The sequence below is a fragment of the Cupriavidus sp. CPT47-8839-RL05A genome (genome assembly GCF_058792255.1).
In genome coordinates this window covers 38,776-53,472 of the sequence record NZ_JBYTEG010000003.1, presented here as the reverse complement: position 1 = coordinate 53,472, position 14,697 = coordinate 38,776, and the positions used below count along the sequence as shown (strand labels likewise).

General features: G+C 62.8%; 17 protein-coding genes and 1 tRNA gene. 7 read left to right on the top strand and 11 right to left on the bottom strand.

What is annotated here, in order from left to right:
• Positions 1-12: 12 nt before the first annotated feature.
• The 4 genes from AC3WVS_RS03935 (at position 13) to AC3WVS_RS03920 (ending at position 3,653) form a co-directional block, all read left to right on the top strand.
• Positions 13-1,380 carry a replication-associated recombination protein A gene (locus AC3WVS_RS03935; RefSeq protein ID WP_492317685.1) on the top strand — a complete coding sequence of 456 codons (1,368 nt, stop codon included), beginning with the start codon at positions 13-15 and terminating at the stop codon, positions 1,378-1,380.
• 126 nt (positions 1,381-1,506) lie between these two features.
• Positions 1,507-2,811, top strand: coding sequence for a serine--tRNA ligase (gene serS, locus AC3WVS_RS03930; protein WP_492317484.1), 1,305 nt, complete (start codon positions 1,507-1,509; stop codon positions 2,809-2,811).
• A 90-nt stretch (positions 2,812-2,901) separates the two neighbouring features.
• Positions 2,902-2,991 (top strand) — tRNA-Ser (locus tag AC3WVS_RS03925).
• A 71-nt stretch (positions 2,992-3,062) separates the two neighbouring features.
• The gene (locus AC3WVS_RS03920) at positions 3,063-3,653 is read left to right on the top strand and encodes a recombinase family protein (protein WP_492317483.1); all 591 of its coding nucleotides are present in this window, start codon (positions 3,063-3,065) and stop codon (positions 3,651-3,653) included.
• Between the two features lie 224 nt (positions 3,654-3,877).
• On the opposite strand, the gene AC3WVS_RS03915 is transcribed toward AC3WVS_RS03920, so the two are convergent.
• The 10 genes from AC3WVS_RS03915 to AC3WVS_RS03870 form a co-directional block, all read right to left on the bottom strand.
• Positions 3,878-4,759, bottom strand: a complete 882-nt coding sequence (locus AC3WVS_RS03915; protein ID WP_492317482.1) for a rolling circle replication-associated protein — start codon at positions 4,757-4,759, stop codon at positions 3,878-3,880.
• Between the two features lie 170 nt (positions 4,760-4,929).
• Positions 4,930-6,009: a zonular occludens toxin domain-containing protein gene (locus AC3WVS_RS03910; RefSeq protein ID WP_492317481.1), complete on the bottom strand. Its 1,080-nt coding sequence runs from the start codon at positions 6,007-6,009 to the stop codon at positions 4,930-4,932.
• 156 nt (positions 6,010-6,165) lie between these two features.
• A complete protein-coding gene (locus tag AC3WVS_RS03905; protein WP_492317480.1) occupies positions 6,166-6,429 on the bottom strand; it encodes a hypothetical protein in 264 nt (87 codons plus the stop codon).
• A 62-nt stretch (positions 6,430-6,491) separates the two neighbouring features.
• Complete coding sequence (locus tag AC3WVS_RS03900) at positions 6,492-6,656, bottom strand: hypothetical protein (protein WP_492317479.1); 165 nt, start codon at positions 6,654-6,656, stop codon at positions 6,492-6,494.
• Positions 6,657-6,658: 2 nt separating this feature from the next.
• Complete coding sequence (locus AC3WVS_RS03895) at positions 6,659-6,892, bottom strand: hypothetical protein (RefSeq protein ID WP_492317478.1); 234 nt, start codon at positions 6,890-6,892, stop codon at positions 6,659-6,661.
• 10 nt (positions 6,893-6,902) lie between these two features.
• Entirely contained in the window at positions 6,903-7,241 is a 339-nt protein-coding gene (locus AC3WVS_RS03890) for a hypothetical protein (protein WP_492317477.1), read from the bottom strand.
• 2 nt (positions 7,242-7,243) lie between these two features.
• On the bottom strand, positions 7,244-8,761 hold the full coding sequence (locus AC3WVS_RS03885) for a hypothetical protein (protein ID WP_492317684.1): 1,518 nt from the start codon (positions 8,759-8,761) through the stop codon (positions 7,244-7,246).
• Positions 8,762-9,285: 524 nt separating this feature from the next.
• Positions 9,286-9,537 carry a major coat protein gene (locus tag AC3WVS_RS03880; RefSeq protein ID WP_492317476.1) on the bottom strand — a complete coding sequence of 84 codons (252 nt, stop codon included), beginning with the start codon at positions 9,535-9,537 and terminating at the stop codon, positions 9,286-9,288.
• Positions 9,538-9,970: 433 nt separating this feature from the next.
• Positions 9,971-10,222, bottom strand: a complete 252-nt coding sequence (locus AC3WVS_RS03875; protein WP_492317475.1) for a hypothetical protein — start codon at positions 10,220-10,222, stop codon at positions 9,971-9,973.
• Positions 10,223-10,456: 234 nt separating this feature from the next.
• Entirely contained in the window at positions 10,457-10,765 is a 309-nt protein-coding gene (locus AC3WVS_RS03870) for a hypothetical protein (protein WP_492317474.1), read from the bottom strand.
• A gap of 152 nt (positions 10,766-10,917) precedes the next feature.
• On the opposite strand from AC3WVS_RS03870, the gene AC3WVS_RS03865 reads away from it, so the two are divergent.
• From AC3WVS_RS03865 to AC3WVS_RS03855, 3 genes are all read left to right on the top strand, one after another.
• Entirely contained in the window at positions 10,918-11,202 is a 285-nt protein-coding gene (locus AC3WVS_RS03865; protein WP_492317473.1) for a hypothetical protein, read from the top strand.
• Positions 11,203-11,425: 223 nt separating this feature from the next.
• The gene (locus tag AC3WVS_RS03860; protein ID WP_492317472.1) at positions 11,426-12,355 is read left to right on the top strand and encodes a DUF1653 domain-containing protein; all 930 of its coding nucleotides are present in this window, start codon (positions 11,426-11,428) and stop codon (positions 12,353-12,355) included.
• Complete coding sequence (locus tag AC3WVS_RS03855; protein ID WP_492317471.1) at positions 12,348-13,478, top strand: phosphatase PAP2 family protein; 1,131 nt, start codon at positions 12,348-12,350, stop codon at positions 13,476-13,478. Before AC3WVS_RS03860 ends, AC3WVS_RS03855 begins: the two co-directional genes overlap by 8 nt.
• Here AC3WVS_RS03855 and paeA read toward each other — a convergent pair.
• Positions 13,360-14,679: a polyamine export protein PaeA gene (gene paeA, locus AC3WVS_RS03850; RefSeq protein ID WP_492317470.1), complete on the bottom strand. Its 1,320-nt coding sequence runs from the start codon at positions 14,677-14,679 to the stop codon at positions 13,360-13,362. The two genes, AC3WVS_RS03855 and paeA, sit on opposite strands and share 119 nt — an antisense overlap.
• Positions 14,680-14,697: the final 18 nt, after the last annotated feature.

Sequence of the window (14,697 nt, the reverse complement as noted above, 5' to 3'; positions counted from 1 at the left end):
GGCTTGAATACCGTGGCGGACACGCTGTTTTCCGATACTCCCGACCGTTCCCGGCAACCGCTGGCCGAGCGCCTGCGCCCGCGCACCATCGACGAGGTGATCGGGCAACAGCACCTGCTCGGTGCGGGCAAGCCGCTGCGCGTGGCGTTCGAGTCCGGCGAGCCGCATTCGATGATCCTGTGGGGCCCCCCGGGCGTGGGCAAGACCACGCTGGCGCGGCTGATGGCCAGTGCCTTCGACGCCGAGTTCATCGCGCTGTCGGCGGTGCTGTCGGGGGTCAAGGACATCCGCGAGGCGGTCGAGCGCGCCGAGCAGTTCCGCGCGCACGGGCGGCGCACGCTGGTATTCGTCGACGAGGTCCATCGCTTCAACAAGAGCCAGCAGGATGCCTTCCTGCCGCATGTGGAAAGCGGGCTCTTCACCTTTATCGGCGCCACCACCGAGAACCCCTCGTTCGAAGTCAACGGCGCCTTGCTGTCGCGCGCGGCGGTCTATGTGCTCAAGAGCCTGGACGATGCCGAGCTGACCCAGCTGGCGCTGCGCGCCAGCGAAGAACTTGGCGCACAGGCGGGCGACCTGAGCTGGCAGGATGAAGCGCTGCAGCTGATCGTGGCCTCGGCCGATGGCGACGGGCGCAAGCTGCTGAACAATATCGAGATCGTGGCGCGCGCCGCGCGCACCGCCCGCGCCGCGCAGATCGATACCGCGCTGCTGGGCAGCGCGCTGTCGGAAAACCTGCGCCGCTTCGACAAGGGCGGCGACGCCTTCTACGACCAGATCAGCGCGCTGCACAAGTCCGTGCGCGGCTCGGACCCGGACGCGGCGCTGTACTGGTTCTGCCGCATGATCGACGGCGGCGCCGACCCGCGCTACCTGGCGCGGCGCATCGTGCGCATGGCGTGGGAGGATATCGGCCTGGCCGATCCCCGTGCCGCCCGCATCACGCTGGACGCGGCCGAGACCTATGAGCGCCTTGGCTCGCCCGAGGGCGAGCTGGCGCTGGGCCAGGCCCTGATCTACCTGGCCGTGGCGCCCAAGTCCAACGCCGGCTACAACGCCTACAACGCGGCTCGCGCCTTCGTCGGCAAGGACAAGTCGCGCGCGGTGCCGGTGCACCTGCGCAACGCGCCGACCAAGCTGATGAAGGAGCTTGGCCACGGCCACGCCTACCGCTACGCGCACGACGAGCCCGAGGCCTACGCCGCCGGCGAGCACTACTTCCCGGACGACCTCAAGGCCCAGGACTGGTACCAGCCGGTGCCGCGCGGGCTGGAGGGCAAGATTGCCGAGAAGCTGCGCCACCTGCGCGAGCTGGATGCCGCCTGGCATCGCGAGCAGCGCGTGGCCAAGGCAAAGGACGGCGGCAAGGGCGGGGAGTGAGCGGTGGCGTGAGCCGGCGACACGGCCCTCTGGCCTGGCATCGCCCGGTTCGCGCCGGACGGGGCCGGTGCAGTAAAATGGCGGGTCCGCCGGCATGTCGCTGGCCCTGCACTTCACCAAAGCAACATGCTCGACATCCAGCTGTTCCGCAAAGACATCGACGCCGTGGCGCAACGCCTTGCCACGCGCGGCTACCAACTCGACGTTGCGGCGTTCCAGGCACTTGAGGCCGAACGCAAGCAACTGCAGACCCAGACCGAGGAACTGCAGGCCCGCCGCAACAGCCTGTCCAAGCAGATCGGCATGCTCAAGGGCAAGGGCGAGGACGCCTCGGCCGTGATGGCGGAAGTGGGCGGCATCGGCGACACGCTCAAGGCCTCGGCCGCGCGGCTGGACGAGATCCAGGCGCACCTGGCCGAGCTGATGCTGGCCATCCCCAACCTGCCGCATGAAAGCGTGCCGGTGGGCAATGACGAAACCCAGAACGTCGAAGTGCGCCGCGTGGGCGAGCCGCGCCAGTTCGATTTCGCCGTGCGCGACCACGTCGACGTGGGCGAGAAGCTGGGCCTGGACTTCGACACCGCGGTCAAGGTCACCGGTTCGCGCTTCTCGATGCTGCGTGGCGGCCTGGCGCGCATGAACCGCGCGCTGGTCCAGCTGATGCTCGACATTCATACGCAGGAACACGGCTACACCGAGATGTACGTGCCGTACATGGTCAACGCCGCCTCGATGCGCGGCACCGGCCAGCTGCCCAAGTTCGAGGAAGACCTGTTCAAGGTGCCGCGCAAGGTCGGCAGCGAAGACGGCGAGCGCATCGAGAACTTCTACCTGATCCCGACCGCCGAGGTGCCGCTGACCAATATCGTGCGCGACGCCATCGTCGCCGGCGAGAAGCTGCCGCTGCGCTTTGTCGCGCATACGCCGTGCTTCCGCTCGGAGGCCGGCTCGTACGGCAAGGACACGCGCGGCATGATCCGCCAGCACCAGTTCGACAAGGTCGAGCTGGTGCAGGTGGTGCCGGCCGCGCAGTCGTTCGAGGCGCTGGAACAACTGACCGGCCACGCCGAGGCAATCCTGAAGAAGCTGGGGCTGCCGTTCCGCACCATCGTGCTGTGCACCGGCGACATGGGCTTCGGCAGCACCAAGACCTACGACCTCGAAGTGTGGATCCCCGCGCAGAACACCTACCGCGAGATCAGCTCGTGCTCGAACATGGGCGACTTCCAGGCGCGCCGCATGCAGGCGCGCATGCGCGCGGGGCAGGGCAAGCCGGAGCTGGTGCACACCCTCAACGGCTCCGGGCTGGCCGTGGGCCGCACGCTGGTGGCGATCCTTGAGAACTACCAGAACGCAGACGGCTCGGTCACGGTGCCGGCCGCGCTGCAGCCGTACATGGGCGGCATCACCCGCCTGGAACCGGAGCTGTAAAGCGAACCGAAAAAATCCGCTGCCAGCCTATTGCATCGGCTGGCCGGACATGGCTATAATCTTGGTTTCGCCACACGGCAACAAGTTACCGGAGAGGTGGCAGAGTGGTCGAATGTACCTGACTCGAAATCAGGCGTACCGGCGACGGTACCGTGGGTTCGAATCCCACCCTCTCCGCCATTTATAAGAGACTGCTTAACTCAGTACCTCGCGAGCTACACTGATGCGCCATAACAACAAAGCGCAGGGTCATGCTGGTAGGGTACGCACGGGTTAGCACCCAAGAACAAGAGTTTCACTCTCAGATCGACGCACTGCGAACAGCGGGCGTCGATTTTTTATTTTCCGAAAAGAAATCAGGGGGTAGTACCAACAAGCGCCCCGAGCTCGAGCTCATGCTGTCACGCCTTCGTCCAGGCGACACCGTAGTGGTGTATAAGCTCGACCGCATCGCGCGGTCCCTCAAGGACCTGCTTATCATCATCGAGCGCATCGAGGCAGCAGGTGCAGAATTCCGTAGCCTGACGGAACACCTAGACACCCGATCCCCTGCAGGAAAGATGATCTTCCAGATCATCGGCGCCTTCGCAGAGTTTGAGCGAGAGCTGATCCGCGAACGCACCCGAGCAGGCATGAAGGCAGCCATTAGCCGCGGCGTCAAACTAGGCAGGCATCGAGCGATGACACCGAAGCAAGAGCGGGAATGCATCGATTTCTGGCTGACAGGAAACTACACCAAGACGGCGCTGGCCTACCGATACGGGACGCACATCAGCAGCATCAAGCGAGCCATTAAGCGTTACCATGAACACTTACAGCCAGACCTACTAGAAGCGGCATAAGAGCGAGGGAGGGGTTACCGTGGGAATCTATGATCGAGACTGGTGGCGCGAACGATATAACAAGCGCACAGCATGGAACGAACATAGAGATGCTGACTGGCGCCAACCAACAACTCCACACGAGCCGCCAGTTGGCAAGCCGACTCCACCACCACGGCCAACCGGCTACCAGCTAAAGCCTTCCCCCGTTGCCACCATCCTGATATGGCTTTTTATCTTCGCTGTCATTCTGACAGTGGCAAGGGCATTACTGGACCACAGAATCTAGGTCCAGTAGCGAGCCAAAAACAGCCCGTACGCGCATTTATGCGGGCTGTCAGATCATCGATGCCAGCAACCTCTTGCAGCCACGCCAGCACAGGCTTGAGCGCGTCATACATCGAACTGTAGGCCATAGACGTACCCCAGTACTGCTTTTCTGGCAACGCGATCCCCTTGGACGCCCAGTACCGCTTTTCGTTTAGCTCGCGCCGCTCCACATCCTTGCCGAGATACTTGCTAATGTAAGCCGCAAGCGAGTGCGCATCCCATGCCTTGCCGAAGTGACCGCCTTTCGTGCGAGGAAAATGGACATAGCCATTCATCTTGCCGCCGACAGCCTTGTGCCAGCAACGAATTGCGAACCACTGTGCAACGCGGCCATGCACCGCCACATGCAGATGCCAGCCGCCACGACCCGGATGTGGCTCCGGCACCGCCACGTAAGAAAACGCCTTGTGCTTGCGCATCAGACGCCTGAACGTGTCCCAGATGGCCGCGAATTCGCTCTTGTCCAGGATGTTCTTACGCGTGGTGAAAGTCAGCATCCGGTCAGCACTGATCTGCTTGCACTTCATACGGATGTTCTGGCGAGCGCGGCGCACGGAAGCCTCTTCCGAAGCCTCCCGGTTTTCCGACTCGCCCCGCTTGGCCTTTGCCCGAGGCATCGCATGCGCGCGCGGGTCATCGATGCCATAGAACTTGCGCGCCGGGTCTTGGGTCTTCCAATGGGTAGTGTTGAACCCTGAAACCTCAATTTGCCCATCCGCAAAGGTACGCGTACGAACGGTGATGCCCTCTTCATACGCACAATATCTGGCGCCATCGCCTACAATGTCTTTGTCCATAGTCTTTGCCTATCAAAGTTGAGTTGTGGACCGCGCCCGGGACAGTTGCCGCTGTTGCCGGGTTTTTCTTTGCCTAGCCAGAGCCGCGCTAGTGTGTGTTCCGTTATGTGTTCTTAAAAACAAGTAAGCGCGCGCCGCCGCGCCCGGTGCCGGCCTGCGGCCGGCACCGGTCACGCCGCCCCACGCTTGAGGCTCCGCCGCACGATTGAGATTTGATCGGAGAGAGAGGGAAGGGTGGAGGCACTAGGAATGCCCGGAGAACGCACCAAACGGCCCGCCACGCCGTCTTTCTTGCCCTGCTGACGTGCCAGCGCCTCAAACAGCATTTGACGCTTCTGAGCGTTGCCTTCGCGCGCGTAGACCAGTGCAACTAACCGCCGATCCTTGATCGACCAAGACCCAACCGAGGGACGCACGAACTTTTGCGCCCACCGCACCACGCGCCAGCCGATCGGCACCACCTCAGGATGTTTGTAACCCTCAAGGTGCCAATGCGAGAGATAGCAGAACGTGCCATGCGGGTAGGACTCTTGGAAAACCTGCGTGGTGTCATACGCCTTGTGGATGTTGCCACCCCGGAACACCCAACGATCCGCGACCATGCCGGAGGGATCGCAGCCAAGGCGCATCACGCCAATATGGAAGCGCGGGAATTGCCCCTTGAACTGACCCGCGGTAATCAGGCGCGTGGCCGCAGACACGCCCGGAATCTTGATCTTGTCCAGGCGATGGAAGCGCACGCAGTATTCAATGAAGGACTCGCGCAGTTGCTTGTCCACCTGGTTGATGTGTTGCATAAGATAGAACACGTCCCAGCCGAACTTACGCGCATGTGCGAGCCAGTCCAGCACCGGCTGCCGCGTGGGATCTTGAAACGAGCGCGAATTCAGCCACGTCCCCATCTCGTCCAGCGCCAGCAACCCGTTTTCGTTTTCGTCAAAGCCATCGAGCAGCACCGGATCGGTCGTGCCGATGCATAGGCCATAAGTCTTGCTCTTGGGGTCGCGGTCAATGATCGGCTCGAACTTGATTTTCGGGTTGCCCGAGCCGAGCGAGAACAGATCATGCGCGCTTGGCTTGTCCCGCAGCCGAATGACCGATGCCCGCGAGTGAGCGGGCATCAAGTGTTCGATGTGGATATTCAGGTTGGTTCCGACACGCATACCTGCACGCAAGCGCGCCTGTATCTGTCGCACCGCGCCTGAACTTTTGCCGGTGCCTTTCTTGCCTGTCAGCGCGTAGTCACTCATACCTACTCCAATCAATCCTTGGCTCAGCTCGTCGAGATCCAGCGCACAGGTCCTGCGGAAATTCGCGCCAGCTCGTCGAGATCCAGTGCGCAGGTCCTGCGGAAATTCGGCCCAGCTCGTCGAGATCCAGCGCTCAGGTCCTGCAAAAGTTTGCCCTCAGCGCTTGCGCAGCAACTGCGAGCGAATCAGCTTTTCAAAGACCTGCGTCTTTGTCGTGTCCTTGAACCGCATGTACTCAATGACCGCCGCGACCAACTCAGCAGGTAGCAGCACTGTCATCGGCACCAGCCCATGACGGGCACGGAAGGCAGCTTGCCGTTCGGCGCCAGTCATGGCCTTACCCGTTGAAGGACGACCACGGCGGCGCACTCCGCCTACATCCAACTCACCAGCCTTGTTGTCAGCAGCATCACGCATCATCACCCCTCGCAATTTGCGTTACACATCACGGAAATTCCGGCAGACGGTCAGCGCGTAGTCACTCACAGCATTGCCCTCCGCATCGCACGAAACATCACAACCGCGCCCATTGCCGCCACCGCAACAACCAGCCCCGCCAAAAACAATTGCTCACCCGGAGCAAGGGGAGGGGAAGGTTTCGCATCACCCACGGCCAACCCGAGCAGAAGCCCCACAAGGAAATCCATCGTCATTCCCCCTTGGAAAACGTCAGCGCCACGCCCACCGCCACGAGCAGCAGCGCCAACAGCAACAGCCCGCCACCGAGCACTTGATACGGCACGCACCAAGACGCCCCGGACGCCTGATCGATCATGTACAGCCCGCCCATGGTGGAGCACGCACGCGCAGCCTTGAGCAGCATGTCAGCCAGCCACACGCAGAGCAGAGCGCCTATCGCAAGGTGAATCGCCGTCTTGTGCATGACATGCCCCTCAGACCATTTTGATCAACTGGTCAAGAATCTTCTTTTTCCAGACGTACAGCGACGCGCCTGTCGCCACAGCGATCCAGCAAGAGATGGCCACCGTGGTCACGCCGTTGAAAATCAGCCCGAGGCCCATTTGGAAGTACTGTTGCAGCCCCGATGCCAGCGGGATATGCGGCACGCATGACTGGATGCATGTCACCACAAGCGCATAGGTGGAATACAACAGCCCCACCGTGATCACCACCAGCGCCAGCACCCACGCCTTTTTGATGTCGAAGAACTTCAGGAACACTTTGACGAGGAAGTCAAAGAGCATCAAGAGCAGACCAGACAGGAGCGGCATGGTTACACCTTCACAGCTTCACGAACCAGTTGAATGGAATCGATGATGACCAGAATCGAGACGCCGAACGACACCACGTCCTTGAGCATGTAGTAGTAGGTGCAGACGTCCACCGGCAAATCACCGCCGCCGACACCCGGCACCCTGGGGTTTTCGCATTGCTCAGTGGCAAACGTCGGGAAGATGTTGAAGAAGTCTAGGATGTGCACCGAGCCGTGCTTTTGCTCGACGCTGGACAGCGAATCGTTTGCCGCCTGCTCAACCACTGAGAGCCGGGAATCCAGTTCCGCCGACTGCTGGGTCAGCGCCGCGTCCACATCGGTTTGCGCCTTAGTGCCGGTTTCATCGATCTTGCACGCAGGCTTGCCGGGCAGGCCGCACGTTTCCAACTCCACCTTTTCCCCGATCTTGGGCGAGCCTTGCGGCGCGGCCGCCTTTTCCGTGACTTCCTGCGTTTGCGTACCATCCGGTGCCGTGGTCGTAGTCGTGCAACGCTCAGTGACCTTGAGCGGGTTCTCTTTCATCGTGGCCGCATCGGTGTTGCCAGTAGCCGTGTAGGTGCATGTCGTTTGCTTGGTAGTGGTTTCCGTGCCGCCGCCGACCTTAGGCTTTGTCGTACTTTCCGCTGGACGCACTTCCGTCACCGTGCCATTGATCACTTCAGCCGTTTGCGCCAGCGCCGCTTCCCACGCCTTGAGGTTCTGTGTCTGATCTTCGAAGCCCCAGTATTTCTCTTGGATGAACGGATTCGCCTGGAAAGCGCCTTTCCACGCCGTTTCCACGTCCGCATCGGTGGCAGGCACCGTGGCACCAGAAGCCGGACGCGTACCGTAGCCCGTCATGGAAAAATTCTGCGTGTACGTAGTGCCTGACTGCCTGAATGTCAACGTGACGACTGCACTAGTGGACGTCGCGCCAGACATCACCGCCCAACTGATAAACGTCGAATTCGGATTGTTCGCAGCAAACGCCGTCCACAACGTGTCTAGATTCTGCTGCCAGCCACACAGCGTCGCCTGCGAACCCCAGCACGCCCCTTGATAATTGTTGTACCAGTACCTCGTGCCGTTCGACGGATCACCTTGCTCCACCTGCGGCTTGCACCATGTGCCATCCGCGCACTTCTGCAGACCATAGTTGATCAATTCAGTTGCCCCCAGCGCCAGCACTGCAGGCACCGTAGATGCCCGCGCGTACTTGGCAAGCGTAGCCAGATCAATCAGCCGCTTTTCGTTGAGCGCGAACGAGCCGACAACCTTGCCCGCGTTGACGATATTCATTGTGCCTGGCTGTTTGACGACAAGGCCGGAGCCGGAACCCGCCACGATCTTGGATAGCGCCTTCTGAAATTGATAGTCCACAGGCGGCGGCGCCGTTTGCGCATTGGCTTGCAACGGCAGCAGCAGAGACGCCAGCACCGACAGCGCGACCACGACCGGCGCCAGCAGCATGTCAAACAGGATGCGGGGGAGGGACAGCACGCAGGCGAGCGCACCGGAAAAAGAAACTCGCCGGAGCATGGCGAGCAAGAGAGAGGAGGGGAGTGGTCGCATATGAAAGAGGAAATCGTTTGTACCAAACGATTCCCCCTTTCATACGCTGGCGGGCACCACAGCAGGAGAACCGCTAACCCCCGCCTGCCAGTGAACAGTCAATTGTCCCAATTGACTGCCCACTGGTAGGCGCACCCCGTAGGTACTGCACGCGCCCTGAGCTTATGGATATGTGGACAGCCCTACGGGTTCGCCGCTCTTCGGCCTATGGACAACCGGGGGATAACGATACTGCCGTTATCCCCCGGTTGCCCACAGGCACGCGGCCTGCCCACAGATCCACAAGCCCCGACGAGCTAGGAGAGATAGACCCCGAAACCTCAACCCCAACCCCCGCCTACAGAGAGGTCCGGGAGCCGTTTCCCGCCATCGACGCACCAGTAGCCGTCACGACAGGAATTGCCGCCCGAGAGGTCAAGAAACGCGCCGCACGCCGACAGGCAGAGCAGGAGGCCCGCGAGCAGTGCGACACGGTAGGCGCGGCGCATGGCTTACTTGGCCTTGCCGAACGCCTTTTTCATCATGGCGATACCCCACCATGCGCCGGCCGCCAGAACCGCAACGGTCAGCGCGGCGCCGGTGTAGGACGTCACCTTGGCGCTCAGGCCGTTGATGGCGTCCAGACCAGCGTCACCAGTGGCCTGCGCCATGGCAGCGCTCGACAGCGCCAGAGCAGCCACACCGGCACCGATTTGCGCCGACTTCTGTTTGGCCGCGATGGCCAGATGCTTCACCTTGTGCATATGCACTCCCGTACAAAGAAACGGTGGAGAGCGTCCACCAGCGCTACAGCGTCAATCCAGCACTTCGAATGCCCGAGTTGCCAGCTTGATCCAGAAGCCCGAGGCATACCCAATCCCCCAGGCACACATGCAGTACAGAATCACGCTACTCACAACGACCCCCGTATGTCGTTCCAGAGCTTCACCGCCAGCGCCAGCCCGATCCGATATGCCGCCGCTACCAGCAAGATCGGCCACGCGATTTGCCAGAGGCTAGCGAAGGCGTCCACAGACATGCCCCAACGCGAACATCAAGCACAGCACGCAGTAGAAAGCCAGCTCAGCGTTTGTCAGCCCGTACATCATTGACCCCTTTTCCCATCCACGATCCCGGATGCGATCTGCGCCGCAAACCAGAAGCCCAACACGAACCCGCCCACAATGCCCCCGACCATTAGCGCCGTGAGACTGGCCACCGCTCCAGCATCCATATCTGAACCTCCCGAAACGCCGCCCGAACCCAGCGCCAGACCACACCGCAGCCCCACACCACGCCACCGACGACGATCAGCAGCAACGCAACACCCCACACGATCAGCACCACGTCAGCAAAGGTTCCTAGCCCAACCAGCAGCCAAACTACCCCCTTCATGACGATCAATTCGAAATACGGATGCAGCGCCGACAACAACGAGGGGTAGTCCATCACCATTCCCCCATCAAGCCGCCCAAGCGATCCAGCCGCAACCGAATCGATTCCTCGCAGAGGACCACCATCCAATACAACTTTTGCTCATTACAGGCTTGACGCTCCGCCAAGATCTGCACCAAGAACCGTGCATTCAGTGCCTTGTCCATAACGACCCCTCGTTTACGAAAAATTGGCCGTCTTTCCGGCCTGTCACTCGCAAGTCATCGCTGCGAGAAACGAGGGGTTTTCTTAGGCCGCCGCCGCTGAGGTCTTACCGTTTGCCGCCGGACGATTTAGCGGAACGAGGCCGGCCACTTGGAAGTCGAGATTGCCCTTGCTATCGGCGAACGGGCGCAGTTCAGTCAGGTATTCACCAGGAGCCGTGTCCTTGAGGTGAGCGGGCAGCTTGCAACGAGCCACGAAGGTCTCTTCGACCATCTTTCCGTCCTCTTCGCGCGCCGACACGATCAGCATTTGCGCGTTGTAGGAAATGCCCTTGCGGCCTTCCATTTCCCATTCGCGGGAGTTGATAGCGAACAGCTGGGTCTTGAATTTCATGATGTAACCCCTCGTTACGTTTAGCCGCCGCTGGCGGGCTAGGTTTGGTTTACGCGGTGTTGTTTACCGCCTACACTTCGTGCAGCACCCAATCTGAGTACATACCCAGATTGGGTACATCGGAAGCATAGCCGGAGATACACAAAATGGGTATGAGAGAGGTCATTGATTTTCTTAAACAGAAAGGTGGATTCAACAGCGATCCACTATTGGCGAAGGCCGCGGGTATCAGCCCTCGCCGCCTTGAACACGCCATCCAGCGCGGTTCGCAACTAACTGCCAGCGAAGAAATCGCCCTCGGCAGCGCCGCAGGCGTGCACCCCTTTGAAGCAATTCGGATGATTGAGCTTGCCTACGATCCGGCCCGGGAGGCGCTGCTCAAGGGTTTCCGCAGGCTGCTTAGCGCCATGAACGGAGGTGTCAGCTTGGCTCGCTGATGCTGCGTTAAGCAGTCTCAAGAGGGGTTCAAAAACGACCCTCTCCGCCAAAACAAGAAGCTGTCGGAATCGACCACCGGCAGGCAACAACAGTGTAGTAAAACTCAGGCCGACGCCCACGACAGTGCGCGTCGGTTTTGTTTTTTCCGCGGCCGGTTTTCATGCGGCGGGCATGGGCCGCCGCACTGGCCTCCATACCGGACGCACTGCCAGGTGCACTATCATGGCGATCCGCAACGCAGGATGCCGCACCATGACACAGCCACCCGCCAGCCAACCCCCAGCACCGGTCTTCCACGGCGATCCGGCCGAACTGCCGGCCGACCCCAACCTGGTCGCCGGCATGCCGTACCGGCACTACAAGGGCGGCGCCTACACGGCAGTCGGCATCGGCCGCTTCGAGGCCGATCTCGCGCCGGTGGTGGTCTATCGCGCGATGCGCGATCCCTCATTGCTGTGGGTGCGCCGCTCCGATGTGTTCAGCGAACCGGTGGCCACGCCGCAGGGCGAGGTGCCGCGCTTTGCGCCCGCCTGGCCCGCGGCGCTGGCCTGCCTGGACTTCCTGCCGCGCCAGGCGGTGCTCGATGTGCTGGCGCTGCACGACACGCCGTACCGGCACTACCACGACCGCCGCCATATCCTGGAGATGTTCGAGACCGCCCACGTGCGCGGCATTGCGCTGGACCGCGCGCAGGCGCTGGCGGTGCTGTGCCACGACGCGGTCTATGTGGCGGGATGCGAGCACAACGAAGCCGCCTCAGCCGCGCTGATCGAAACGGTGGCGCCCGGCGAGGACCGCGCGGTGCTGGACCGTGCCGCGCAGATCGTGCTCGATACGCGCGGCCATGGCCCGAGCATTGCCGGCGCCGACACCGTGCTCGATCTCGACCTGCTCAGGCTGGCCGCGGCGCCGGAAATGTTCGATGCCCATAGCCAGGACGTGTTCGCCGAGAACCGCGCCTTGCTGGCCGCGCGCACCGGTCTCAAGGGGGAGGCGCTGGAGACTGAATTCATGCGCCGCCGCGCGGCGTTCCTGGGCAAGCTGGCGCAGCGCCCGCGACTCTTCCTGACCGACGCCTTTGCCGGCTGCGAGGCGCCGGCTCGCGCCAATATCGCCCGCATCGTCGGCGCCGCGGGCGCGTCCCGTGATTGACGTGCCGGCACGCGCGAGCGCCTTCGCCGAGGCCTGGCTCACGCCGGGCACGGCGCTCGGGCTGCTGGCGCTGTTCACGCTGGTGACGGTGCTGCTGCTGAGCCTGGTGCCGCTGCTGGTGGCGCTCTTGCGGCCGGTGGTGCGCTGGCTGGACCGGTGGCGCGTGTGGGGGGCCGGCGCGCTGTCCGCGCGCGTGGCCGCACAGCCGCGCCGGCTGAGCACGCTCACGCTGCGCGTGCTCGAACGCGACATGGCCGAGCTGCTGGTGGTGCTGCTGGCCGGTGCCGTGCTGCTGGCCTGCGGCAGCGCCCTGTTCTGGCTGGCCGGCGAGGTCGCCGAAAGGGGGGGCGTGGTGCGCATCGACCAGATCGTGTTTGCATGGCTGCGTGCCCTGCGCACCGACTGGCTCGACATCGCGATGGTTGCCGTGACCGAACTGGGCGGCGCGCGCATTTCCCTGGCGGTGGGCGTGGCGGTGTTCGCGTGGCTGTGCTGGCGGCGCGCCTGGACCGTGGCGCTGTACTGGGCCGCCGCGTTGCTGGGTGCGCGCGCCTGCGTGATGGCGCTCAAGCTGGGCATGGCGCGCGTGCGCCCGGCCAGCATCTACAGCGGCCTGGAATCGTATTCCTTCCCCAGCGGACACGCCACCAGCAGCATGGTCACCTATGGCTTCCTGGCCTTCCTGATGTGCCTGCGCCAGCCGTGGCGCGTGCGCATCCCGGTGCTGGCACTGACCGTGGTGGCGGTGGCGGCGATCGGGGTATCGCGGCTGTACCTGGGCATGCACTGGCTGTCGGACGTCGCTGCAGGTTATGCGCTGGGGCTGGCATGGATCGCGCTGCTCGGCACGGCTTACCGCACGCTGCACGTGCCGGCGCCGAAGGAATCGGTGGCGCCATGGCGGCTGGGCGCGGTGGCGGCGGCAGCGGTGGTGGTGGCGTTCAGCTATGTGGCGTGGTTCCGGCTGCCGGATACGCTGGAGCGCTACCGGCAGGCCGTCGCGCCTACGCCAGCCGTGCTGGCGCTTCGGCTTCCGGCGCCTGCGGCAGGCGCGACACCAGCAGCTGGTCGATCTTGTGATGGTCGATGTCCAGCACTTCGAAGCGATAGCCCGCCACGGTGATCGACTCGGATTTCTTCGGGATGCGCTTGAGCGAATAGATCACCAGCCCGGCCGCGGTGTCGACATAGTCCTCGCCGGGCAGGGTGTCCAGATCCAGCGCCTTCTTCAGGTCCACCAGCGGGGTGAGGCCGTCGACCAGCCAGGAGCTGTCGTCGCGCCGCACGATCTGCTCGTCCTCGCTGGAATACAGGATGTCTCCCATCAGCGCGCCGACGATATCGTCCAGCGTGACGACGCCCACCACCAGCCCGTATTCGTTCATCACCACGGCAAAGTTCTGGTGCATCTCGCGGAAGCGCGTGAGCGCCTCGGACAGGGTCAGCGTGTCGGGGATCACCAGCACGTTCTTGTCGTGGTGGCGGCCGATATTGTTGATCACGGTGGCGCTCTCGTCGGCCAGCAGCAGCTGCAGGATGTCCTTGGAATCGATATAGCCCTGCACGTCGTCGAGGTCGTGCCCGCACACCGGGTATTGCGCGTGCGGCTGGTTGACCAGCTTGCGGCGCACGCTGTCGGCGGGTTCGTCGAGACTCAGGTAGACCACGTCGTCGCGCGGCGTCATGATCGCGGTAATGCTCTTGAACTCGAGCTCGAACACGTTCTCGATCAGGTGGAGTTCATGCTTGTGCAGCACGCCGGCTTCGGCGCCGGCATCGACCATCGCGGCGATGTCCTCGGTGGTGATTTGGTCGACCGGCTTGGTCGGCAGGCGCAGCAGCCGCAGCGTGGCATCGGCGGCGGCGTTGAAGATCCAGACCAGCGGCTTGAGCACGCGCAGCAGCGTCAGCATCGGGTCGATCACCGCCACCGCGCAGCGCTCGGGGAAGGTCATGGCGATGCGCTTGGGGATCAGGTCGGCGAACTGGATAAACAGCAGCGTCACGATCAGGAACGAGCCGATATTGGCCACGCGCTGGGCGTGGATCACCTGCATATAGGGCGACAGCGTTTCCAGCAGCAGGTCCGACACATGCTTCTCGCCGAGGATACCGGCCAGGATGGCCACGCTGTTGACGCCGATCTGCACGATCGTGAAGAAATTCCCGGGCTCTTCCTTGAGCCGCAGCACGCGCGTGGCGCGGCCATCGCCGCGCTCCGACAAGACTTGCAGCTTGGTGCGGCGCGCGGCGGTCAGCGCGATCTCGGAGACCGAGAAAAAGGCGCTGACAAGGACAAGGGCGATCAGGGTCAGGACGAACATAGGCGGTTTGGCGCACGC